General features: G+C 65.1%; 21 protein-coding genes and 1 pseudogene. 17 read left to right on the forward strand and 5 right to left on the reverse strand.

The window, feature by feature from the left end:
* Positions 1-64 precede the first annotated feature (64 nt).
* The 7 genes from AB0H61_RS14495 (at position 65) to AB0H61_RS14525 (ending at position 7,843) form a co-directional block, all read left to right on the forward strand.
* A complete protein-coding gene (locus AB0H61_RS14495) occupies positions 65-1,204 on the forward strand; it encodes an LLM class flavin-dependent oxidoreductase (protein WP_357303633.1) in 1,140 nt (379 codons plus the stop codon).
* A 4-nt stretch (positions 1,205-1,208) separates the two neighbouring features.
* A complete protein-coding gene (locus AB0H61_RS14500) occupies positions 1,209-1,877 on the forward strand; it encodes an FMN reductase (protein ID WP_357303635.1) in 669 nt (222 codons plus the stop codon).
* Positions 1,878-2,138: 261 nt separating this feature from the next.
* Positions 2,139-4,547 carry a LuxR C-terminal-related transcriptional regulator gene (locus AB0H61_RS14505; protein ID WP_357303638.1) on the forward strand — a complete coding sequence of 803 codons (2,409 nt, stop codon included), beginning with the start codon at positions 2,139-2,141 and terminating at the stop codon, positions 4,545-4,547.
* 423 nt (positions 4,548-4,970) lie between these two features.
* A complete protein-coding gene (locus AB0H61_RS14510; protein WP_357303640.1) occupies positions 4,971-6,230 on the forward strand; it encodes a cytochrome P450 in 1,260 nt (419 codons plus the stop codon).
* Between the two features lie 161 nt (positions 6,231-6,391).
* A complete protein-coding gene (locus tag AB0H61_RS14515; protein ID WP_357303642.1) occupies positions 6,392-7,048 on the forward strand; it encodes an SRPBCC family protein in 657 nt (218 codons plus the stop codon).
* Complete coding sequence (locus AB0H61_RS14520; RefSeq protein ID WP_357303644.1) at positions 7,048-7,461, forward strand: metalloregulator ArsR/SmtB family transcription factor; 414 nt, start codon at positions 7,048-7,050, stop codon at positions 7,459-7,461. The genes AB0H61_RS14515 and AB0H61_RS14520 overlap by 1 nt, the downstream gene beginning before the upstream one ends.
* A 178-nt stretch (positions 7,462-7,639) precedes the next feature.
* A complete protein-coding gene (locus AB0H61_RS14525; RefSeq protein WP_357303646.1) occupies positions 7,640-7,843 on the forward strand; it encodes a cold-shock protein in 204 nt (67 codons plus the stop codon).
* Positions 7,844-7,918: 75 nt separating this feature from the next.
* On the opposite strand, the gene AB0H61_RS14530 is transcribed toward AB0H61_RS14525, so the two are convergent.
* Entirely contained in the window at positions 7,919-8,596 is a 678-nt protein-coding gene (locus AB0H61_RS14530; protein WP_357303648.1) for a histidine phosphatase family protein, read from the reverse strand.
* 103 nt (positions 8,597-8,699) lie between these two features.
* Positions 8,700-9,131, reverse strand: a complete 432-nt coding sequence (locus AB0H61_RS14535) for a hypothetical protein (RefSeq protein ID WP_357303651.1) — start codon at positions 9,129-9,131, stop codon at positions 8,700-8,702.
* 48 nt (positions 9,132-9,179) lie between these two features.
* On the opposite strand from AB0H61_RS14535, the pseudogene AB0H61_RS14540 reads away from it, so the two are divergent.
* Positions 9,180-9,485 (forward strand): annotated as a pseudogene (locus tag AB0H61_RS14540) (FAD-dependent oxidoreductase); the annotation flags it as partial.
* Positions 9,486-9,678: 193 nt separating this feature from the next.
* Positions 9,679-10,080, forward strand: coding sequence for a hypothetical protein (locus AB0H61_RS14545; protein WP_357303654.1), 402 nt, complete (start codon positions 9,679-9,681; stop codon positions 10,078-10,080).
* 9 nt (positions 10,081-10,089) lie between these two features.
* On the opposite strand, the gene AB0H61_RS14550 is transcribed toward AB0H61_RS14545, so the two are convergent.
* Together AB0H61_RS14550 and AB0H61_RS14555 are read right to left on the reverse strand one after the other, a co-directional pair.
* Positions 10,090-10,731, reverse strand: coding sequence for an NAD(P)-binding domain-containing protein (locus AB0H61_RS14550; protein ID WP_357303657.1), 642 nt, complete (start codon positions 10,729-10,731; stop codon positions 10,090-10,092).
* A gap of 51 nt (positions 10,732-10,782) precedes the next feature.
* Positions 10,783-11,127 carry a helix-turn-helix domain-containing protein gene (locus AB0H61_RS14555; protein WP_357303660.1) on the reverse strand — a complete coding sequence of 115 codons (345 nt, stop codon included), beginning with the start codon at positions 11,125-11,127 and terminating at the stop codon, positions 10,783-10,785.
* 209 nt (positions 11,128-11,336) lie between these two features.
* On the opposite strand from AB0H61_RS14555, the gene AB0H61_RS14560 reads away from it, so the two are divergent.
* Both AB0H61_RS14560 and AB0H61_RS14565 read left to right on the forward strand, forming a co-directional pair.
* A complete protein-coding gene (locus tag AB0H61_RS14560) occupies positions 11,337-11,579 on the forward strand; it encodes a hypothetical protein (protein ID WP_357303662.1) in 243 nt (80 codons plus the stop codon).
* A gap of 228 nt (positions 11,580-11,807) precedes the next feature.
* A complete protein-coding gene (locus tag AB0H61_RS14565) occupies positions 11,808-12,470 on the forward strand; it encodes a serine protease (protein WP_357303664.1) in 663 nt (220 codons plus the stop codon).
* A 64-nt stretch (positions 12,471-12,534) separates the two neighbouring features.
* On the opposite strand, the gene AB0H61_RS14570 is transcribed toward AB0H61_RS14565, so the two are convergent.
* On the reverse strand, positions 12,535-13,092 hold the full coding sequence (locus AB0H61_RS14570) for an FHA domain-containing protein (protein WP_357303667.1): 558 nt from the start codon (positions 13,090-13,092) through the stop codon (positions 12,535-12,537).
* 784 nt (positions 13,093-13,876) lie between these two features.
* On the opposite strand from AB0H61_RS14570, the gene AB0H61_RS14575 reads away from it, so the two are divergent.
* The 6 genes from AB0H61_RS14575 to AB0H61_RS14600 form a co-directional block, all read left to right on the forward strand.
* Positions 13,877-18,001, forward strand: a complete 4,125-nt coding sequence (locus tag AB0H61_RS14575; RefSeq protein WP_357303669.1) for an SMI1/KNR4 family protein — start codon at positions 13,877-13,879, stop codon at positions 17,999-18,001.
* A 412-nt stretch (positions 18,002-18,413) separates the two neighbouring features.
* A complete protein-coding gene (locus AB0H61_RS14580; RefSeq protein WP_357303672.1) occupies positions 18,414-19,001 on the forward strand; it encodes a DUF3558 domain-containing protein in 588 nt (195 codons plus the stop codon).
* 47 nt (positions 19,002-19,048) lie between these two features.
* Positions 19,049-19,489 (forward strand): hypothetical protein, encoded by a 441-nt coding sequence (locus AB0H61_RS14585; protein WP_357303675.1) that lies wholly within the window; start codon positions 19,049-19,051, stop codon positions 19,487-19,489.
* A 3-nt stretch (positions 19,490-19,492) separates the two neighbouring features.
* Positions 19,493-20,665, forward strand: coding sequence for a hypothetical protein (locus AB0H61_RS14590; protein WP_357303678.1), 1,173 nt, complete (start codon positions 19,493-19,495; stop codon positions 20,663-20,665).
* Positions 20,666-21,028: 363 nt separating this feature from the next.
* On the forward strand, positions 21,029-21,346 hold the full coding sequence (locus tag AB0H61_RS14595) for a hypothetical protein (RefSeq protein ID WP_357303681.1): 318 nt from the start codon (positions 21,029-21,031) through the stop codon (positions 21,344-21,346).
* Positions 21,347-21,375: 29 nt separating this feature from the next.
* Positions 21,376-22,278, forward strand: a 903-nt coding sequence (locus tag AB0H61_RS14600; protein WP_357303684.1) for a WXG100 family type VII secretion target, incomplete at its 3' end; no start/stop codon positions are given.

Raw genomic sequence — 22,278 nt, forward strand, 5'->3', positions numbered from 1 at the left:
GGGCGGGTCCGCTGTTCCTTTGGTTGCCACATCAACAAAGTTGATATCGAGCCGAGGAGGGCCCGTGCAGTTCGGAATCTTCACCGTCGGTGATCTCACGCCAGACCCGGTGACGGGTCGGACGCCGAGCGAAGCCGAGCGGATCAAGTCGATGATCGCGATCGGGGAGAAGGCCGAAGAGGTCGGTCTCGACGTATTCGCGACCGGTGAGCACCACAACCCCCCATTCGTCCCGTCGTCACCGACCACCATGCTCGGCTACCTCGCGGCCCGCACCGAGCGACTGATCCTGTCCACGTCGACGACGCTGATCACGACGAACGATCCGGTGAAGATCGCCGAGGACTTCGCCATGCTGCAACATCTGTCCGACGGCCGGATGGACCTGATGCTCGGCCGCGGCAACACCGGACCGGTCTATCCGTGGTTCGGCAAGGACATCCGCGACGGACTCCCGCTGGCCGTCGAGAACTATCACCTGCTGCGCAAGCTGTGGCGGGAGCGGCGCGTCGATTGGGAAGGCAAGTTCCGTACCCCGCTGCAGGGTTTCACCGCGACGCCCGCGCCGCTGGAGGGCACGCCGCCGTTCGTCTGGCACGGTTCGATCCGTTCCCCGGAGATCGCCGAGCAGGCCGCCTACTACGGTGACGGCTTCTTCCACAACAACATCTTCTGGAATAAGGAACACACCGAGCAGATGGTGCGGCTGTACCGGCAGCGCTTCGAGTACTACGGCCACGGCGCCGCCGACCAGGCCATTGTCGGACTGGGCGGCCAGGTGTTCATGGCCGAGACGGAGGCGGCGGCGAAGAACTTCTTCCGGCCGTACTTCGACAACGCCCCGGTGTACGGGCACGGGCCCTCGCTCGAGGACTTCACCGAGCTGACCCCGCTGACCGTGGGCACACCCGAACAGGTCATCGAGCGCACCCTCGGTTTCGCCGATTACGTCGGCGACTACCAGCGTCAGCTGTTCCTGATGGACCACGCCGGGCTGCCGCTCGAGGTGGTGCTGGATCAGCTCGACATCCTGGGCCGCGAGGTGGTTCCGGTGCTGCGCAAGGAATTCGAGGCGCGCCGCCCCGCACATGTACCGAGTGACCCGCCCACCCACCCCGCCCTGGTCGCCGCCGGCCCCGACGCGCCGCACCACCTGGTGGAACCGGCCCGTGATCGGGTGAGCGCCGAATCGAATCGAGGATAAGTACATGAGCCGCACCGTTGTTGTTCTCACCGCGGGGCTGTCGCAACCGTCGTCGACGCGACTGCTCGCCGACCAGCTCGCCGCCGCCGTCTCGGCGGCGGTCGGCGGGCGCGGCGAGAGCGTCGAATTCGAGGTGATCGAACTACGGGAATTGGCAAGTGATCTCGCCACCACCATGATCACCGGCGGTCTGCCGACGCCCACGGTCGCCGCGGCGCGGGAGAAGGTCTCCGCCGCCGACGGCGTCATCGCCGTCACCCCGGTTTTCGGGGGCAGTTACGGCGGTTTGTTCAAGACGTTCATCGATGTCCTCGACACCGACGCGCTCAATGGCATGCCGGTGCTGATCGCCGCCACCGCGGGCACCGAGCGGCACGCGCTGATGCTCGACCATGCGATGCGTCCGCTGTTCACCTACCTGCGGGCCGTCATCGTGCCGACCGGAGTCTTCGCCGCCACGGCGGATTTCGGATCCACCGGTCTCACCGAACGCATCCACCGCGCCGCCGCCGAGCTCGCCACGCTGATCGTCGCCGCACCGATCGGCGTGCAGGGGTTCCTGCGGGATACCGCACCCCGGCATCGCCACTCGGGTAACTCGCTCGGCGCCGTCACCCCGTTCGGTCAACTACTGGCGGGCCACACCGGCGGTGAGCACAGCCGCTCACGGTGATCATCCCGGGCTCGGCGACGCGCGCGGCCCGCGACACCGGCGAATTCCCTGCCGCCGCGCGCGCCCGCTGAGCACCGATCACCTTGTCGCCAAGGGTTTCTCGGAATTAGCCTGCGATCCGGCCCGAGTTGGTATGGTCGCTGCAGAAGGACAGAGACGTTCTCGGGTTGGTTGCTTCCGGGGAGGCCGGCCCCTGGTACGGCGCGGTGCGGGGTTTCGAGTCTGCTGGGCTTCCACTGACTTGCTCTGAGCGTGGTAATTATGGCTGAAGACTGTCGATTGCAAGCCAACTCCGCTGCCGTAGCCGTAGGCATATCCATCACCAACCATCGGATTCCCGCGCTGATCGGACGTGATTCCGAAGTACGGGAAGTGCGCCGACTACTGGCCGATTCCCGGATCCGGTTACTGACCCTGACCGGAACCGCGGGCGTCGGCAAGAGCCGGTTGGCCCGGGAAGCATTGTCGACCAACGAGTTCGGTGACGACCTCGTAGTGCGGACCGATCTCGCAGGAGTCACCGCCCCCGCCGAATGCTGGCGCATGGTGCTGGCCGGTGTGGTCGCCGAATCCGATGGATCCGAGAACTGCCGAATCACCGCCGCCGAGACCGCGTTCGAGGCGCTACAGGCGCGCATCAGCACACACCCAGTCCATTTGCTGCTGGATAACTGTGATCCGGTCGCCGGTCGTATCGCGCGTGACGTTGCCCGGCTGCTGGATCGATGCCCGAACCTGGTCGTCCTGGCGACCGGACGGGTGACCTTCAATCTCTATCGCGAATGTGTGGTCTGCGTACATCCGTTGCGGACCTGGTCGAATGCCGATCAGGGACAGCCGGATTCGTCGCCCGCGCTGGAACTGCTCGTCAACAGCGTCGAACGGCTCTACCGCGGCAGTACGGCGGTCGACGATCGACTGGTATTCGACGAGATCGCCAGGGCGCTCGGCGGCATACCCCTCGCCTTGGAATTGGCCGCGGTGACCATCACCCGCACCGGCCCGATGCGGACGCTGGAGCTCATCGAGACGGGCGCCGATCTGACGCCCGCACCATTCATCGATATACCGCCGCGGCACCGAACCGTGCACGACGCGGTCGCCTGGCGACTCGACGATATCGACGGCGCCGCCATCGATCTGCTGCTGCGCATGTCGCTGTGCGAATCGGCGGTCGACCGCGACACCGCCTGCCTGTTGATCGGCGCCGCGCATCCGGCGAGTACCGAGGACGCGCTGGCAACCCTGGTCGGGCACAGCCTGCTGCGTCAGACGGTGACCGAATCGGGGGACTACGTCTACGAGTTGTTCGCCACGGTCCGCGCCTACTGTCACAGGCTGCTGCACGCGGATCGGGCGATCAACCGGCGGATCCGGCGTGAGCAGGTGGATCGGTTCTGCGACCTCGCCGCGACCGTCGCGCGGTGGCTGGCCAGTTCCGCGCATCGCGGGGTGGCGTTGGACGTCGCGGCGGGGCGCACAGCCGACCTGCTCGCGACGATTCGCTATCTCATCGAGACGGGGGAGCCGGCGCGTGCGGTCAGCGTGGCGGCCGATCTGGAAGACGTGTGGATCCAGCACGGATGCCTGACCGACGCCGAATCGATAGTGACTCGCGTGCTGGACACCACGGCCGAGCCGACCCCCGATATCGAGGCCGCCCGGCCGCGCGGGATGGAATTGCTCGGGCGATGGGCGCTGCGGTCCGGCCGTCCGGCCCGTGCCATTGCTCTGCTGACCGAAGCGGGCGGGGAGTTCCGCGAGATCGGCGACGCCGTAGGGGCGGGCCGGGTCGCGGCGACACTGGGGGAGGCGCATCGCAGGGTCGGCAACCTCGCTCGCGCCGAAGATCTGCTGGGATCGGCATTGAACCAGACCGCATCGCTGTACGCGGGGCATGCCGAGCCGATCGGCATCGCGATGGCCATGCTGATGATCGCCGAGCGGCCCGACGGTGACGATGAGGCCCTGTCGCGGGTGCATCAGCGAATCCTGCGACTCGACAAGTCTGCCTGGCGCTTGGCCGCGCTCACCGGGCTGGCTCACCTGTACCTCGGTGTGGACCGGGCGGATCGGGCGCTGCAACTGTGTCACGCGGTCGTGCAGAGTCCCGAATCCTCGACCCGCCTGCTCGAGACGTTCGCCGCATTGGAGGGGTGTGCCCGCGCCTACGACGCGGCCGGTTCGGCGTATCTGCGGTCGGCCGCGACCCTCTCGGTGGCGACCCGGCGTCTGCGTGACCTGCACGGTGTGCCGCAGTCGGACGGCGTCCACCTTTCCCAATACCGGAATGCGCTGGGCGACAAGATATTTTGCGAGATAGTCCGGGAGTCCTCCGGCCTGACCGTATCGGAGGCGATCGCCTACACGCTGTCGGTGCCGATCGAGGTGGCCCGGCCGGGCGACGCGCTCGCGCTGCTGACGAACCGGCAACGGGAGGTCGCCCGATTGGTCGCGACCGGCATGACGAACCGTATGATCGCCAGCAGGCTCGGGATCGCCGAATGGACCGTGGTCAACCACCTTCGGCAGGTGATGATCAAGCTCGAATGCCAGTCGCGTCTGCACGTCGCGTTGCTGATCGATCGCGGCTCGCCACCGCAGCCGTGGCCCGGACCGGCCGGGGACGATACCGCCGTCGCCGCGCCACGGGCGGATTCGCTGCGGTAGCGCGAGTCCACGACCCGCACCGGGATCCGCGTCGTTAAGGTGTACCGGTACACGGCCTCGGCAGTGGCCGGTGTTAGTGTCCAATTAGCACCCACACCAGCCTTTTTCGTCCAAGCATCCACACGGGACGACTGTGCCGTGGACAAAGCTCGCGGGATTGCCCGGTTATGCGGTCATTCTGGCGGTCGTAACCGAAATTCTTCGGTTACCGGCTCTCCCTGGTTCACCAGCGATCGAAACTGCTCGAGCCTCCTCGATACCCACCTGATGAATTCGATGGACATGCATTCCGCGATCGGTAGGCGGGCGACTGTCCCCGCCGCGGCTCGGGTGGAAGTCGGAAACCATTCGAACGTCGAAAGGACTTTGGCAAGTGAGCTATTCGGATGCACCCGTGCTCGCATCGACGGACGGTCGTCGCTCGTGACGGCCGAACCGGAGATCGTCGAGCTGACCGACGAGTTCTACCAGGATCCGCACGCCGTCTACCGGGTGCTGCGGCGCACCGGGCCCATCCACCGGATCAGGCTCGATGGTGTGCTCTGCTGGATGGTCGTCGATCAAGAGGTGGCCAAGCAGGCCTTCGTCGAGCCGAACATCAGCAAGAAGATCGGGTCGCCTGAGGGGCAGGCGGTGCTGGCCAAGAACGGCGGGGTGGATCAGTTCAACGGCGCCATCACCGACAACATGCTCTTCTCCGATCCGCCGCAGCACACCCGGCTGCGCCGCCTGGTGACGAAGGCATTCGCCGGCCGCGCCATCCGTGATCTCGGTCCCCGGATCACCACCATCGCCGACGATCTGCTCGACGAGATGAGCACCCGCGAAACCGTCGATCTGCTGGACAGTTACGCCTTCCCGCTGCCGATCGCGGTGATCTGCGAACTGCTCGGCGTGCCGGAAGACGATAAGGACGCGTTCCGATCGTGGACCGCCGTCGTCGTCAATGATTCGGCGCCGATCGAGGAACGCACCAGCGCGGGCATTAGTTTCTTCACCTATCTGAACGAATTGATCGCCGTACGCACCGATAATCCCGGTGATGATCTGCTTTCGGAATTGATCGTCGCCAAGGACGACGACGACCGGCTCGATCAGCAAGAGCTTATTTCGATGCTGCTGCTGTTGCTGGCCGCCGGACACGAGACGACGGTCAATCTGATCGGTAACGCGGTGCTCGAGTTGCTGCGCGACCCGGAAGCCGCCGAGCGGTTGCGGGTGAACCCCGAGGCCATCCCGGCCTATGTCGAGGAGATCCTGCGGTATCAGGGTCCGGTGCACTTGGCCACGGCCCGCTTCACCACCGCGCCGATCACCCTCGGTGGCCGGTACATCGATGCGGGCGAATTCATCATGATTTCCCTGGGCGCCGTCAACCGCGACCCGCGGCGTTTCAGCGAACCGGAGCGCATCGATGCCGGTCGTGCCGACAATCGGCACCTGGCCTTCGGCCACGGCCTGCACTACTGCCTCGGCGCCGCGCTGGCCCGCATGGAAGCAACCATCGCCCTCAGCCGCCTGCTCGCCCGGATTCCGGAGATGTCGCTGAATGCGGCGGAATCCGAGTTGATCTGGCGTAAGAGTCTGCTGATCCGCGGTCTCGCCACCCTCCCGGTCCGCCTTCGCCCGACCGGCTCGGCGGCGACTCGCGACGAGGACGATCGGCAGCTCTCCCTGGTCTGATCGACCATCGGTTCTCCGGCCGCGGCTGCTGGTCATCGGGTGGATGAATCGCCCGCCCGATGACCGCGGCGACCGGCTCATTCGATCGATATCCCACCGGTCTGCCGGAGACCGCGACCGGTCGGCTAATATAAGTTCATTCTTATATTAAGGAGGATGGCATGACTCTACTGACCGATCCGGCCGCGATCGCCGGGCTCGTGACCCGCGAGGTCCGCACCGGCTCTCGCGACGGAGCGCCGACCCGGATCGCGGTCGCTCAACGCATCTATCCGACGGACCAGGCCGATCTCTGGGACGCGCTGACCAACGCCGAGCGGATCCCGCGCTGGTTCCTGCCGGTCAGTGGTGAGCTGCGGGTCGGTGGCCGCTACCAGCTCGAGGGCAATGCGAACGGTGTCGTCGAACAGTGCGAGGAACCCAAGCGGTTCGCGGTGACCTGGGAAATGGGTCCGCAGGTGTCGTGGCTGGAGGTCAGCCTCACGCCCGCGGCCGAAGGCACCCTGCTGGAGCTGGCGCACGAGGCGCACATCGACCCCGAGATGTGGTCGCAGTTCGGACCCGGGGCGGTCGGCGTCGGCTGGGATCTCGCCCTGATGGGTCTGGGCTTGCACCTGTCCAGTGGCGCGGCGGTCGACCCGGAGGCGGGGTTGGCCTTCCCGACCACGCCCGAGGGCCACATCTTCGTCCGGACGGCGGCGGCCGGATGGGCGGTGGCGGCCACCGAGGACGGTGACGACCCGGCGGCCGCGCACGCGGCCGCGAAGCGGACCATCGCGTTCTACACCGGTGCGTCCGAGGGCGGCGCCGAGTCCTGATGGCAGTCTCCGCGGCGAGGATTTTCGAGGCTCTCGGTGACCCGGTCCGGCGGGGGATTCTCGAGTTGATGTCGACCGGTGAGCAGTCCGCCGGTGCGATCGTCGACGTCGTGCAGCGGCATACGCCTATATCCCAGCCCGCCGTCTCGCAACACCTCAAGGTGCTGCGCGACGCCGGGCTGGTGAGCGTGCGCGCGGAAGGGACCCGTCGGGTCTATGCCCTCGACCCCGAGGCCCTGGAGGCGGCGATATCCTGGCTGGCCCATCTGTCCGATCCGCTCGCGCGGTTCGCGCAGCCGCTCGACGCACTGGCCACCGAGATCGCCCGCGGTAAACGAGCCCACAGGCAGCGGACGACCGGATCCGATATCGACGCACAGGGCACGCCCGGTGGGGATGTGCGGCCTGCCTGACCCGGTATCGAGGATCCGGATGTCGCGGGGTCGGCCGGGTCGTCGGTCGGCCTCCCCGTTGTATGTTGTTTAGCTCACAGATCACGGAATTGCCGCCGATCCGTGGCATGGTTGTCGGGTGAGATCGGGTGTCGATGTGATTCGCTCGGCTCATCTACAGAAAAGATGAAGTAAGAAAATGGCTCAAGGCAGTGTGAAGTGGTTTAACAGCGAAAAGGGCTTCGGCTTTATCGCGCAAGACGGTGGCGGCCCTGACGTCTTCGTTCATTACTCCGCCGTGTCCGGCTCGGGATTCAAGTCCCTCGAAGAAGGACAGCGCGTGGAGTTCGAGATCGGCCAGGGACAGAAGGGGCCGCAGGCCCAGGACGTCCGCACGATCTGATCGATGCAACCGAAAGCCCTGCACCCCAGCGGGTGTGGGGCTTTTTCGTGCCTGGAGGTCGCAGGATCGTTCGGGCTACGAGGTTGCGCCGCCCGAGCCGAGATGACGGGTATCGCCGAGGCCGAAGACCTGGCGGTTGTGGAAGTAGTCGTCCTCGCGGAGTTCGGTGATGCTTCCAGGGGCGGCGTGGAATCGGGCGTACCCGAGCGATTCGATCGGTAACTCGGTCCACGAAGCCACGGCGAATGTTATTGCGCCGCCGTGGGTTACGACGATCTGGTGTTCGCGGTCCTGCCGCAGAATGTCGCCTATCGCCGCGTAGACGCGCCGCGCGAAGACCGCCATGGTCTCGGCCCCCGGCACACCTTCATCGTGTCGCATTCGTTCTCCGGCGGCGGGTGGAGGGACGAACCGCTGCCGCAGCCATTCCTGCGGCCTGCCTTCGGCCTCGCCGTAGGACTTCTCGCGCAGTCTCGGATCGAGGACGGGCCGCACGTGCAGCAGTTCGCCGATGACGAGGGCGGCCTGCTCGGCGCGTTGTAGATCCGACGAATAGAGCTCCACCTCGGCCCGCTCGGGGATCCTTGCCCGCAGGGCCGCGGCGATGGACGCCGCATCGCGTAAACCCGCTGGCGTGAGTGGCGAGTCGAACCATCCGCCCACCAGCCCGTCGACGTGGTGTGTGGATTCCGGATGTGTGACGACGTAGAGGGTTCGCACGCTTACTGTTTCGCCTCCAGTCACGCGAATCATGTGTCTGACGCCCGATTCTCGGCAGGTTAGCAAGTCGACGTAGCTGTCTCGCGATCAGCACCCGGGCGAACGCCGCGGCGGCCGTACGTCCGACCTCCTGCGCTCATTCTCCTTGCGGCGCATCCCCGTACACGATCAGCCAGATCGCCCGTCCGAGCGCCTCGGCGAGTTCCTGATCGCTGATTCCGGTGTTCGCCGAGAACGCCACGGCGATAGTGCGTTCGACCATGGAGGTGAGGACGAGGGCGGTGGCGGGTGGGTCGAGATCCGGGCTGACACGGCCCGCGGTGCGGTCGGAGTCGAGACGTGCGCGCACCATATCGGCGAAGGTGGCGACGCGGGCGCGCCAGTAGGCCCCGACCTCTCGGTCGTAGGCGGAGACCTCGCTGAGGGCCAGCAAAAGATATCGGTGGCGGCGAAAGCCCGCGATCATGGCTCGGATGGCGACGACCACGCCCGCTTTGCGGTCGGTGTGTTCGGCGCCCCACCACTGTTCCGCGGCGTCGAACAGGTCGGTGGTGGCGAGGTCGGCCATGCGGATCAGCAGTTGGCTCTTATCCGGGTCAGCTGGTCCAGCGGCGCCATCCACAACGAGACACCGCTGCTGGTCAATACCGTCGGCTCCTACGACCACCGCCCCGACGCCCGCTGCGCGATTCCCAACCTGTTCTTCGGCGGCGATCACGTCCGCAGCCACATCGACCTGGCCACCATGGAAGGCGCCAATGAATCCGGTCGCGCCGCCGCCAACGGCATCCTCGACGCCGCCGACGACCCCGCGCCACGGGTACCGGTATTCCCACTGGTCTCACTGCCGGTCTTCGACGCCGCCAAACGTATCGACGCCGATCGCTTCCGCGCCGGACTTCCCCACCTCCTCGACGGGTGACATACCGGCGCGCGCCGTGCGGCTCCGCCCTCCTCCGGAACACGCACGGCGCGTGGTGAACTCACGCCGATGTCCGGACCGGACACCGACCTCACGCCCGTGAGCTGGGGCGATCCCGGGCGGTGTGATGATGTGCCATCGCCGGGCGACTAACGTCGGTGAGCGTTGTGCTCCAAGGCGAAACGGGTGGGAAATGAAGAAGATTCTGGTGAGCTCGATGCTGCTGGCGATGCTCGTGGTCGGTGTTCCCGCGGTGGTGTCGCCCGCCGCGGCACAGGCCTCTCCCAAGTACGAGGTGTCGGGCAGTTGCGAGGGGAATGTCAGCGGGTACGGCAGGTTCCGGGCGCGGACGCGGCTGAAGGTGTCCTTCGACGGCGGCAAGCTCGACGACCACTACAACTACTTCTACTTCTACGGCTTCCTCGACGATATGGACAACGCGCCGTATTACGACTGGGACCGGTCGCATGTGATGTACCGGAAGGGCAAGTACGACATCGCCGTTCCCTATATCGACGGCGCCGGCCTCTTCTTCCGGGACAACCGGTACCTCGGCCGCGATGCGGGCGACTGGATTCGGCTCTGCGACTACTGAGCGGTGCAGTCACCGCGTCGCCGGTGCCTGGTCGTCGACCAGGTTGAACACCGTACGGGTGGGAAGGCCGCCGAACAGTTGGGCGATGATGATCGCGGCACTCGCCTCGAGGTAGTGCGCATGCCGCAGATCGCCGGTCGGTAGGGGAACCCCGCCGGTGTCCTCGATGAGTTGTCCGGCCACGCGCAGGGCGGTCGGATCGTCGCCGCAATAGGGCACGGTGAGCGGACGGCCGTCGAAAGTCATCGACGGCATGCGCCATACATCGGCGTGGCAGAGGTTGAAGGCTTTGACCACGTGTCCGCCGGTCGCCTTCGCGATCTGGCGTGCCATCGACTCGCCGGGCGGGGTGACGAGGGTGAATCCCTCGGTTTCGACCGGGTTGTTGCAGTCGATGACGGGCTTGCCGCGCAAGCCGTCCCCGATGTGCTCGAGGGTGTATTCCATCCCCTGATACAGCACGGCGATCAGAGCGGCATCGGCGTGCCGCGCCGCCTGTGCGAAGCTGCCCGAGCGTACGTCCAGACGATCGGCCAAGGCCGCGGCCTTCTCGGGAGACCGTCCGGCGATCATCAGGTCGTGCCCGCGTGCTGCCCACTTGGCGCCCAGTGCCTCGGCCATAGCGCCGGCTCCGAAGATTGCGATTCTCATGCGCTCCAAAGCTAAGAGGCTGTGGGGAACCCGGCGGTGCCCCACGACATGTCAGCATTCCAGCCCGGATACCAGTTCCTCGCCGTGTTCCTCGGCCCAGCGCGCCAGCAGCGACACAGGCTCCAGCAGGCTCTTCCCGAGCGGGGTGAGCGTGTACTCCATCCCGGCCGGCGCGGTGGCCAGGACACGGCGCTCGACCAACCGTGACGACTCCAGCTTGCGCAGTGTCTGCGTCAGCATCTTCTTACTGATGCCCCCGATGCGGTCCCGCAGTTCACCGTAGCGTTGCGGTCCGTCGCTGAGCCCGAAGATCACCACCACGGACCAGGTGTCGGCGATCAGGGCCAGCGTCGTGCGGGCGGGACAATCGGCGAGGAAGACGTCGTATTCACTCACTGCGAAGTCCCTTCACCCCGTGGACCGACCCGTTGACCCCAGCGCGCGAGGTAATTGGCGACGCCCACCGGTCCCACCCGAGGTCTGAGTGTTTCCAACCCGCGGGAGGATGATCTTCCGCGCATTCTACGAGGAGAGTTGGTGGTGTTCAGATGCGGGAAGCCTTCTGGACGAGGGTGTCCCGGAAGCACTCATTTGAAGGAAAGAACATGACCACGAAGAAAATTCGCGCAGCTGTCGCAGTTGCAGCGCTCGCACCTATGATCGCCCTCGGCTCAGGTGTAGCTACCGCGGCCCCGGTCGAGAACCCCGCGCCGGTCCAAGTGGCGCCCGCCTCCGATCAAGTTCCCGCACAGGTCGAGCCTGCCTTCCTGTGGTGGAACCCCTTCCTGTGGTGGGTCTGCTTCATCCCGCCGATCTTCCCCTTCGGAACGGGCATCTGCCTGGTCTGACCGTTCGGCGGCACGTGACAATGCCGAAGACGCCGCTGATCACACCCCGGATCGGTGGTGACCTGTCATAGTTGGTTGTCACCACAATTTCACCTCGGACCAGTCTCCACGCCGAAGAACGCATAGCGACGAGGCCTGACGCTGCCGTGCCGATAGGCCCCGTCAAGGAACGTGCCGACGTTATTCGCGCCGCACGGGATCGTTGCGGCTCCAGCGATTGGATGGGACATGTTCAGGAAACTTGCGGGGACCGTCGCTGCACTAGCAGCAGGCATAACACTTGTCGGGGCGCAAGTAGGCACTGTGCATGCCGCAAGCCCAGCGGTGCTGGGTGGCGGCTCCGGCATCGTCGTCGACGACCGGGGCGTATGCACACTCACCACGATCGGGCACGATGCGGCCGGTCGGCTGGTCGGCCTCACCGCAGCTCACTGCGGTGAGGCGGGTACCGAGGTCGTTGCCGAGGCCAACCGCGACGCAGGCGTCGTCGGCACCTTCGCCTACACGAATCCGGAGATGGACTACGCCGTCATCGTGTTCGATCCGGACAAGGTCATACCCGTGAACCGCGTGGGTAATACGACGATTACCGCGTTGGGTGGTCCGGTGCGGTTCCCGGAGATCGCCTGCAAGGAAGGCTATACAACAGGCCAGACCTGCGGACTGGCCTATGGAGATGTGTTCCAGACCAATAACTGGGCCTGGACGCAGATATGTGTCCTTCCCGGTGACTCCGGCGCGCCGGTCGTAGTCGGAACAACGCTGGCCGGCATGGTCAACGGATACCTCAGGGTGCCGTGCCTCGGCCCCCAGCTCGGCGGGAATATGGCCGCCATCATGGATGACATCAACGCACGCGGTGGCATCGGAGCGGGTTACCACCCGATCTAGCTGGACACCGTATCGACCGAAAGGAGTTGTTGCCCTGCACCGCGGTGAGGGGACCGCGAACGCATCACCGCACTTCGTGCCGGAGCCCAACCCGATCGTGATTGACAATGACGCCGCTCTCGATGGCACGTTCGACCAGAAACACGCGTTTCTGATTCGGTGGCAGGGCTTCGACGTTGAATATTTTGAATAGTGCTCGCATGTGGGTCTTGACCGTGGCGACGCTCAGACACAGTTCGTGTGCGATTTGCCAGTTCGACGCGGGGTAGGTGAACGTAGCCTGCATGTCGTACGGGCGGCACAGCGCCTCGAGAATCAGGTACTGCGCGTCGGTCAGCGCATTGCGGGTCGGCAGGCTGACCTGGACAATCGTTTTCTCATCGTCGGATGGGTGGTCGTCGGTGAAGACGAACACCGATTGCCCGAGGCGAACCGAATCGCCGGTGTTGAGTTTCCGGAACCCACCGATACGTTCGCCGTTGACGAAGGTCCCGTTCGTCGACAGGCCATTGTCGATGACGATCCAGCAACCGCCCACGCGTTCGATGATGGCGTGCAGACGCGAAACGGTCGCGTCGGCCTTCACCGTGATGTCGGCCGCCTCCGACCGCCCGATCGTCACACTCGGCGCGTCGAAATCGAGTGGAATCTCGCGCCAACTCCCATGGCCGATCCGGTGGGACAGAGTGGCACCACCGGCTGACTGCTGCTGCGCACGCTCGCCTGCTGCCGAGTACGACCCGTTTCGCAGCACCTGTTGCCCGTATGACATGGACATGATGCGCCGTTCCCAATCCGATGTACGTCATCAATTGCGAGCACCGACCCGACCCATATAACACAGAATGCGCTATCTCGCCGATAATTGCACTAGTATTCAACTACTTCTGTCCTGGGGCGGGGGTCATTTCGTACGGTGGGTCTCATTTCCATGCCTATTACAGACCTCGGGTCCGATAATTGAGCGTCGGGCGACCGTTCGGTCGCGAGTGTGACCCTGGGGGATCCCGTCGGCCACGGCGTCGGTGTCCGGCAGTTCGCCGAACATCCGGCTGGTGTTGCGTTCCGCTTCGAGGGTCGATCCAACGGAATCGGTACGGCGGCTGCGCATAGTGCGCGACGGAAAGCGGGGCCGGTGTGGTGATCGGCGGCAAGGCCGCTGGACCGACAGTATGGCGCCCGATAGGTGGTCGTCGGTCGATCAATCCCGAAAGTCGAATCCGAGATAGACCCGCGTGCATCGAGAGGCGGGATCGGTGGCTGCCGTACTTGTCGCAGCCGTGCAGTAGCGTCCCGGACCAACGATCGTTCGTCTGGAGGGTTTGCGCCATCGTCGGTTCCAGCCGCCCTTGGACGCGAGCCGTCCTTCTCACCGGCACAGCGCATTTCGATACCAGGAAGAATCCATGGCCCTGCACCTGCCCGCCAGCCGCTACTTCGGCGTTCCCGTTCCCGTTCCCATTGCCGATGCCATCGACGATCACCTGCTCGAGTACTGGGTGGGCGATCGTGGTTCGCTCGTCGACGCCCATCTGGCGATCAACTACCCGTACTTCGGGGCGATCGACAAATCGCTGAGCGGTTTCGTCGTCATCGACGACGAAGGGGACGATTACACGCTGCTGGATCTGCGCGGCACCGGCCGGGTGTGGTGGCAGGATCACGAAACCCGAGAACTGGCACTGTGGTTCGACTCCTTCGACGACTGGCTGGCCTACCGGGAGGAGCTCGAGCGCGCCGAGGCGAATGACGAGGACGAGCGTTCGAAATTCGATATTCGCGACTCCTTCCGCTCGCCGTCACCCGCCGCGGATACCGGGCCGACCCCGACCAGCGCCGAACTGGCGCAGCGCTATCAATGGCTGATGTGGCTGCTGGCTCGGCCGCTGCTGCGCGAGGGACAGCCCATGCAGTCGGCCGAGGATCTGGCCTCCAGCGCAGCCGGGCATTTCGTGAACCTGTGGAGCGCTATCGACGCCGAGAAGCGGCTGGACGTGGAATTGCCGCTGCTGCACCAGGATCCGCATCTGGCGGTGTATTGGCTACTGCACACGAGTCTGCTCGCGCAGGACGGTGACCGTGCCCGCGTACTCGACGAGATCGCCCGAACCCCGGAACGTCCCGAACTGCTGGACGCCTTCGTCGAGGCCGTCGGCGGGCTGGCGATCGACGGTGATGTGCCCGTCGTATCGGGTTTCCGCATCCGCCGCTCACTGCTGCGGCAATTCGTCGCTTCCGATGACGAGGCGCGGGCCGCGCTCACCGCCATGGAGATGGCCCCGGAGCACCTGCCGCTGGAGCGGGCGAGCTGGATCATCCATGGCCTGAACAGTGGAGAGCTCACCACCGAGCAAGTGAGTGCCGCCCTCGATCGCATGCCCGTCACGACGGGCACGGTTCTGCTGCGCGCCGATGCCGATCGGCGGGCGGGCCGCGACCACAGCCCGTCCGCCGACACCGTCATGCGTCTGCTGCCCGCGTCCACCAGCGCCTGGGCGACCCGGGTGTGGGCGATGTCCACGGCAATGTCGCTGGTGCGCGACGGCGCGGCGCTCGCCGACGCGGCGGAGGAACTGCTCGTCAAGGACCCGTACAGCAGACCGTGCCTGACCGCCCTGCGGCGGGCCCACGAACTGTGCGGAGCCGAACCTGTGCTGCCCCGTGCGGAGCTCGACCGCCGCTGGGCCGACGCCGAGACTTCGTCGGTCTACCTGGCGCGGCTACAAGAGGCGGATGGCGAGCACGCCGCGATCCTGGCCGATATCGACAGCGAGCTGAGCGAGATTGTCGCACAACGCATTCTGCAACGGGCGGACATCGAAGAATCGCCCGCCGAAGTGATCGAATGGGCGCTGCGCACCATTCTCGACGGCGCGCGACCCGATCGCGCCGAACTGGCCGCGAGCGGTCTCCAGCAGCTGCCCGCCAATGCCCGCGCCGGCGTGGTCCAGGGGCTGCGGCCGGACTCCGTGGACAGCGCCCTCGTCCCCGTGCTCATCCGGCTGCTCGAACACACTCCCGAGCCGGATGCCTCCGACATCCTCGGCGGAATGCACAACGACGATCTGAAGAAGGCCGCATGCCTCGCACTGGCCCCGGTGGCGCACCATCCGCCGGTCTTCGACGCGCTGATGCGGCTGGCCGCATTGCCCGCACCGGCCAGCACGATCGAGGCGCTGTGGCAGCAGCTGTTCGATTCGAGCAAGGAACAGTCTGTACTGCGGCGGGCGTCGCCGGAGCAGGCCGTGCGAGCCGCCGCCGCCATGATCGATACCGTACTGACGCATCCCGGAATCGCCGCGCGCAACGCGGCGGGCCATCAGCTGTACCGGTTCGCGCATCCGGGCGCACAGGACTATCTCATCGCGGCGCTCGACGACTACGGACGCCGCTATGCCGAATCCGACCGCGCGAACAGTCCGGTACTCAGCCACCGGCAGACGATGGACGGTCAGCTCGAGGATGTGGTCGCCAACCTGTATTCCGCGGTGCGGAACCTGAATTCCGATGCGGCGCGGACGGCGCTGATCGAGCGGCTGTTCACCGAACGACGCAGCATCTGGCGGATGGGAAACGCACTCGGCGAGATCTTCTCGGCCGAGGTGCACCGGGATGCCATGCGGCGCTTGCGCGATCGGCGCGATGCCCGAGCCGCGGCGCACTACGCCAACGCCCTCGCCGATCACGTCAAGCCGCGGTGGCCCAAAATCGAACTGCTGCGCGAGATCAGCGACTGGCCGATACCGTCGGACGAGATCGACCAGCGGGTGTTCAAGTACGCGCTCACCGTCGGCATCGTGGCGGCCTTGGAAGTCGATGAGTACGACCTGGTCCGAACCGCGAACGCGAGGAGGGAATCCATCGCGGTGGACGCTGTCGAACCCGACATGCTGTCCCGTGGACGGGACTGGACCGATCCGCTCGACGCCGACGACCTGCGCGCCCGCATGGCCGAAGTGCTGTCGGGAGACGCCGATGCGGCGCGGCGCGCCCTGATCGACAAGGGCGAGCAGGCACGCGCGGCAGGGCGACCACTCACCAGGATCAGTGATGTCGACCTCGGCACCCTGGCGGGCACCACCCTGCGACTGCGCCTGCTCGGCGACCGGACCACGGGCGAGGTGTGGTTCCTCGACTCGGAGGGCGATCTCCACGCCTTCGACGGTTTCGGCATCTGTGACACCCCCTTCCGGCCGAGCCGGATCGGCTATCACGGCATGCGGGATTTCCTGGGCGAAGTGGACGAGCAATCCGAGCGCGCGCTGCTGTGGGCGAGCTCGCGCAACGAATTCGTCGAACTGGTGCGCTATCTCGACCGCATCGTGTACCGGTGGGGCGTGAACAACGGCCGCCTCGACACGATCGGCCTCACCTTCCCCGATCTCGCCGCCGCCGAAAACGCCTTCGCCCGAATGAAAGCCACCTGCGTGGCCGCGAAGTACACCGAATCCGACCCGTGGTACCTGCCTGGCCGGGCCGCGATCATGCGCACCTTCCACCAGCCCGACGCCGAGAACGAGCGCCTCATGGCCTTCGACCGGCCCCGGTTCGCGGTGGACCCGGCGGCCGCGGCGGACCATGAGCGTCGGGAGCTGGAGCTGTATCGCGACGGCGCGGCACTGTCCTGTCTGGAGTCGGTGACCTGGAACGGCCATCGGGTGCGCGAGGAACTGACCGTCTCCGAATGGGTTCACGCGCGCATCCGCGACGACACTCAGGACACCGCCTGGCATGTCACCGCTCTCGGCGAGATCGCGGAATATCTCGCGGCCCAGGGATTCACCACTCACTCGCCCGGTCTGGCCGGGTTCGCGGTAGAAGTCGGCCCACCCGCCGCGCCGGAGGATATCGACGCGCTGGAAGCGGAACTCGGCACACCCCTACCCGACAGCCTGCGCAGGCTGTGGCAGCACATCGGCCACGCCGAATGGCGTATCGGCGGCGCTGGTCTGCGTCTGCTCGGCCCCGGCGAGGTCTTGCGGGAGAGGCCGCGCATGCGGGAACTCGGGGAGGAACACGCGGCCACCCTGCGCGGTGCGAACCGCCAGCAGTGGGAGCCCGTCCTGTCGGCCATGAGCGCACTCGTCGTCGGCCTCGACGGCACGGTCGACACCGTATTCTCCGATGTGGCACCGAATTCCGACGGCAGGGTCTTCGCCCACGTGGATCGACATCCGGCCGAGTCGTGGTGGGAGCGGTCCCTGCCATGGATCATCGCCACCTCGTTCCTGAGCCGATTCGCCAACCACCTCGAACAGGCGGCACCCGAAACCACGATGCTCTTCGGCGGCCATCGACGCGGCCCCGATCTCACCCGCCGGTACTTCGAGGCGACCGGTTCGAACGGCACCAAGTTCTGGGAGATCACCACCGATCCGGGCCTCGACATCATCGCCACCCGGCACGGGAAGGCAGGCACGGTGGGGACCATCAGCGCCAAGCGTCACGGCGACCCCGCCAAAGCCGCGGCTCAGGCGGCGAAAACGATTGCCGCCAAACAGAAGAGCGGATATCGGGAGATCACCGACTGACGCTCGACCGAGCAGTTCTCGCGCAAAGGTGGCGTAGGTCTGAGAAGTTCGTTCGCACCTATCCCGACGCCACCATCGCCATGCCCATCCACGCGACGCGTCACACCGGGAGCACCACCACCCGCCCCTCCGGGAGCTGGTTGCGGCGCGCGACCCCCTCGAATGCGCCTATCCATGGGCGATGGCAAGGCGGCCATGACCGTTCGAGTGAACTCGCACACGGCGCCGATATCCAACAGATATTTGCGAATCTGTAACAGGGGACTTGGCTGCGGATCTGCCCCTCCGCGAGGGTGGGCGAGGGGTTGCGACGTTGGTCTACCGGCCGGTACGGTCATCAGCAAACCAGCGGGGGCGGAGGAGCCGGTCCGGACCCTGTGCAATGCAGGTCGGACACCGGCGCAGGGGCTGAATGAGCATCACGCGGAAAGTGGCATTCGTCGGTGCGGTGGGGCTGAGTGCTGTGCTGCTGGTTGCCGGGTGTGAGTCATCGACCGGGAACGACTCGGCTGCGAAATCCATTAGTGCCTCGGCTACCGGTTTGCCCATCGCCGAGGATGTGCCCAGCGGGTTCAAACCCTGCACTGACATTCCACAAGCGGTCCTGGATTCGGAAGGTCTGCACCGGAATGACGGCGCGACCTCCCACGACGATATGGTTCGTGGCAAGGTCAAGTGGCGCGGCTGCATTTGGGTGGTATCGGATGGATACTCCGCGACCATCAGCACCACCAACCTCACCCTGGACATGGTCCGCGCCAAACAGTTCCCGGACCAGCGTGAAGTTGCCGTGGCTGGCCGCACAGCCTTGCTCACTCATCAATCGCAGGACTCGACAAATAAGACGACCTGCACACTGAACGCCCAAATGCAGGGCGGCAGTCTGGAGTTCAAGGTCGATAACCCGGCGTCCCGCAAGAAGACCGGTAACCGGTACTCGTGTGATATCGCGTTGGCCTTGGCGGAGAAGGTTGTGCCGTTGATCCCGGCGGGGGTGTAAGCGTCAGTGCGGATTGAAGTTTCTACTCTGGGGGAGGGATTCACGTCATGAGCAAGCCGATGCAGGACCTCATCGACGCGGCCAAGAATGGGCAGCTGACGGTAAAGTTCAACGATACCGTCCGCGTCAACGCTGAAGAGTTCGTCTACATCGACCGCGACTGCGAAGCGATGAAGAACGAAATCGTGAGACTCCAGGCCATCGCTCAAGGAATCTCTGAGCGTGAGACGTGGGGTGTGGGTGAGGATCCGGGTAACTGGATCCAGTCCAGCAAGGTTCTGGTGTCACGGTTCCGGGCCAAGGCTGCCGGTGACTCGGCTGGCAACAATGTGCACGCGATTCTGCAGCGCCACTACGACATCATCGATTCGATCCAGGAACTGCACAAGCAGATCGCGCAGCGTTACCAGCAGGCTGATGCTGATTTCGCGTCTCGATACAATGAGCTGATCGAAACCCTCCCGCAGGGCTTCCAGGGGAAGAAGTAGAGCGTGACGGTCAATTACGAGGACTCCGAGATCAAGAAGAAGTGCGTCACGGACAATCCGTGGGGTAAATCGCACGAGGAACTCCGGGACGCATTTCAGCCACTGAACCCGACCGAAGCCAACGCGGCCAAGGACGACTACGCGAAGATCGCCACCGGCTGGAACGACAGCGTCGCACTGTTCGCGGCCCGGATCAAAAGGTCCAGCGAATCCGCTTGGGACGGCACGGCAGCACAGGCCGCGCGGCAATCGATCGCCAACTACGCCACCGACGCCTTGAACTTCACCCCCGCGTTGCAGGCGATGAGCTCCCGTGTCGATGACGTCGCCGCCGCGGTCACCAGGACCAAGAACGGCATGCCCGACGTTGTCAGCGACCCGCAGAGCTGGTGGAATCCCGGTGACTGGTTCGATGGCAACCCCGAATCCGATGCCGAAGCCTCCGCCCAGCAGTACGTCAAAGACAACTTCGTCGACAAGGTCGCCGCCGCCGATACGCAAGTGCCGGTGCTGCCGACGCCCAAGGATCCGGTGAGCTCGACGAACTCGCTGGGTGATGGGACGACGCCGACCCCAACGGTGAAACCGACCGGGACGAACCCGGAGGGCACCACTCCGACGCCGAGCACCCCGACGACGGAGAACCCGGCCTCGACGAACCCGGCCTCGACGAACCCACAGAACACCAATACCAATACTCCCTCGACCACTCCCCAGAGTGCTACTCCGACGGCGGGGACCCCAACCACGGGGACGCCGACGACAGGAACTCCGACGACGGCGACACCGACGACTCCGGCGTCGGCCACGCCGAAGACCGGCACGCCGACAACGGGCACGCCTAGGTCAGGCACACCTGGTTCGGGTACGCCGAAGTCGGGTACGCCCGGCGCCGGTAAGTCGGTGTCCGGCACCCCGGGGACGGCTACTGCCACTGGCACTTCGGCCAGCAGCAAGGCTGCGGGCACCGGCCGCAACGGGATGGCAGGCATGCCCGGTATGGGCGCGGGTGCCGGGCGAGGTAAGTCGGATGATGATTCGGATCATTCGATTCCCGACTACCTGATCAACGCCCAGAACACGGATGAACTGATCGGGGATATGCCGTTCACCGTGCCCGATGGCGTAATCGGTGGTCACTTGGTACCGCCGCCACCGCAACCCCGTAGCGACTGACCTATCCATGATGCTCGTTCGGCTGGGTACAGCGCGGTCGAACGAGCGCGTGTTGGGTGTTCCGTTGCGGGAGTTGGTCTTCCCGCGCCCGGCCGTTTGATGCCGGACATGTCGATTTGTGTTCGGAAGGCGCCGCTGATCGACGGCGGTGCACGAAACCCACAATGAGACAACGGACTTCGCGCTCGGTCCAGATCGAGACTCCATGCGTAGTAGATTTCCGCGTAGGCAATCTGGGATCGGCCGACTCGTATTCGAGGGAACCGGATCCTCGCCCAGTGCGTCGAAGAAGGTAGGGCGGCGCCTCGGCCGCCAGATCCACCCTGAGATCAGGGTGGGCGCTAGCTGGGAGGGAGGGCATCTATGGCGACCAATTACGTCGAGGTGGATACGACTGCGCTGCAGAAGATGGGCAACAATCTGAAGACGTCGGCTACCGCCATCGGCGGTCAAAAGGCGCAGGTGGAGAGTCTGAAGTTCGGGCCTGCGCAGGCCGGTCGGGCGTATGCGGAGAAGGGCACGAAGGTCTCCGAAGGCTGGGGCCACGTCGCGACCTGGCTGAAGAACTGGCAGACAGCGATCGACAAGTCCGGTGGGGTGTACACCACCAGCGCCACGTCCTACGCGGCCGTGGATAACTCCAACGTCAAGAAGATCACCGCAGCGGGGGTCAATCTCTGATGGTCGATTTCGAGTTCGGAGTATGACGAATGGCTGAAGGAACCGAATTAACAGCCGCCTCGGATGCAAATGCAGACGATATCTTGAGTGATGGCGCAACTGGCTTGATGTATTTCGAGGAGTATCTGCCGAGATACGCCAGATGTGACACGATACTCCACCTCATGTATTTCGCTAAGGATGATATCGCCGCTCTCGACTACAAATCGTTCTACCCGAAATATGATGTCGAACGTGGCATGGACATCAAGGCGCTGGATCAGATGGCCGCCGCGGTGTCCAAAGCGGTCACCACGACGCAAGAAGAGTTGACCAAACAGGGTGCGCAGCGCACAGCGTTGCCCGCGGTATGGAAGGGGCAGGCTGGCGACGCGGCATTCGCGAGCCTGGATGCGCAGATCAAAAGGGCAACCGATGACCACGCGGAAGCCCTAGCGATTTCGACGGCGCTGACCGGTGCGGCAACCACATTGCGGAAAATCGTCCGAGAAAAAGCTCAAGCCGTCAAAGACTATTGGCATCCGGACCTCCCGGATATTCCAGATCGAACAACCGGTGTCGGGCGAAAGAAAATCGACATCTATTTAGATGAGGCCGAGCACTATCCGACTTCCAAAGAGGGTAAGGAGGCAATAGAGTGGCTCACCAAGCATTTCATGCCGCATGTCGAAGGCAGAGTTTCCGGCTTCAACGACTTATGTTCGAAAACGGAAAAGTCTGTTCAAGACACCTACGATACGTTGATCACCGCGCTCAATAAATTGGATACGACAGCGTATCCAATGCCAGCGGAAACTCAGATCCCGACCGGTACTCCGACGTCGGGAACGCCGTCGACCGGTACTCCGACGTCGGGAACGCCGTCGACCGGTACTCCGACGTCGGGAACGCCGTCGACCGGTACTCCGACGTCGGGAACGCCGTCGACCGGT

The organism is Nocardia sp. NPDC050710, from assembly GCF_040654375.1.
Classification (GTDB): Bacteria; Actinomycetota; Actinomycetes; order Mycobacteriales; family Mycobacteriaceae; genus Nocardia.

What these genes read in the sequence shown, in the direction of transcription:
- AB0H61_RS14500 (WP_357303635.1), top strand. Translation starts at nt 1,209, where the DNA reads ATGAGCCGCACCGTTGTTGTTCTCACCGCGGGGCTGTCGCAACCGTCG.
- AB0H61_RS14505 (WP_357303638.1), top strand. Translation starts at nt 2,139, where the DNA reads ATGGCTGAAGACTGTCGATTGCAAGCCAACTCCGCTGCCGTAGCCGTA.
- AB0H61_RS14515 (WP_357303642.1), top strand. Translation starts at nt 6,392, where the DNA reads ATGACTCTACTGACCGATCCGGCCGCGATCGCCGGGCTCGTGACCCGC.
- AB0H61_RS14520 (WP_357303644.1), top strand. Translation starts at nt 7,048, where the DNA reads ATGGCAGTCTCCGCGGCGAGGATTTTCGAGGCTCTCGGTGACCCGGTC.
- AB0H61_RS14525 (WP_357303646.1), top strand. Translation starts at nt 7,640, where the DNA reads ATGGCTCAAGGCAGTGTGAAGTGGTTTAACAGCGAAAAGGGCTTCGGC.
- AB0H61_RS14530 (WP_357303648.1), bottom strand. Translation starts at nt 8,596, where the DNA reads ATGATTCGCGTGACTGGAGGCGAAACAGTAAGCGTGCGAACCCTCTAC.
- AB0H61_RS14535 (WP_357303651.1), bottom strand. Translation starts at nt 9,131, where the DNA reads ATGGCCGACCTCGCCACCACCGACCTGTTCGACGCCGCGGAACAGTGG.
- AB0H61_RS14545 (WP_357303654.1), top strand. Translation starts at nt 9,679, where the DNA reads ATGAAGAAGATTCTGGTGAGCTCGATGCTGCTGGCGATGCTCGTGGTC.
- AB0H61_RS14550 (WP_357303657.1), bottom strand. Translation starts at nt 10,731, where the DNA reads ATGAGAATCGCAATCTTCGGAGCCGGCGCTATGGCCGAGGCACTGGGC.
- AB0H61_RS14560 (WP_357303662.1), top strand. Translation starts at nt 11,337, where the DNA reads ATGACCACGAAGAAAATTCGCGCAGCTGTCGCAGTTGCAGCGCTCGCA.
- AB0H61_RS14565 (WP_357303664.1), top strand. Translation starts at nt 11,808, where the DNA reads ATGTTCAGGAAACTTGCGGGGACCGTCGCTGCACTAGCAGCAGGCATA.
- AB0H61_RS14575 (WP_357303669.1), top strand. Translation starts at nt 13,877, where the DNA reads ATGGCCCTGCACCTGCCCGCCAGCCGCTACTTCGGCGTTCCCGTTCCC.
- AB0H61_RS14580 (WP_357303672.1), top strand. Translation starts at nt 18,414, where the DNA reads ATGAGCATCACGCGGAAAGTGGCATTCGTCGGTGCGGTGGGGCTGAGT.
- AB0H61_RS14585 (WP_357303675.1), top strand. Translation starts at nt 19,049, where the DNA reads ATGAGCAAGCCGATGCAGGACCTCATCGACGCGGCCAAGAATGGGCAG.
- AB0H61_RS14595 (WP_357303681.1), top strand. Translation starts at nt 21,029, where the DNA reads ATGGCGACCAATTACGTCGAGGTGGATACGACTGCGCTGCAGAAGATG.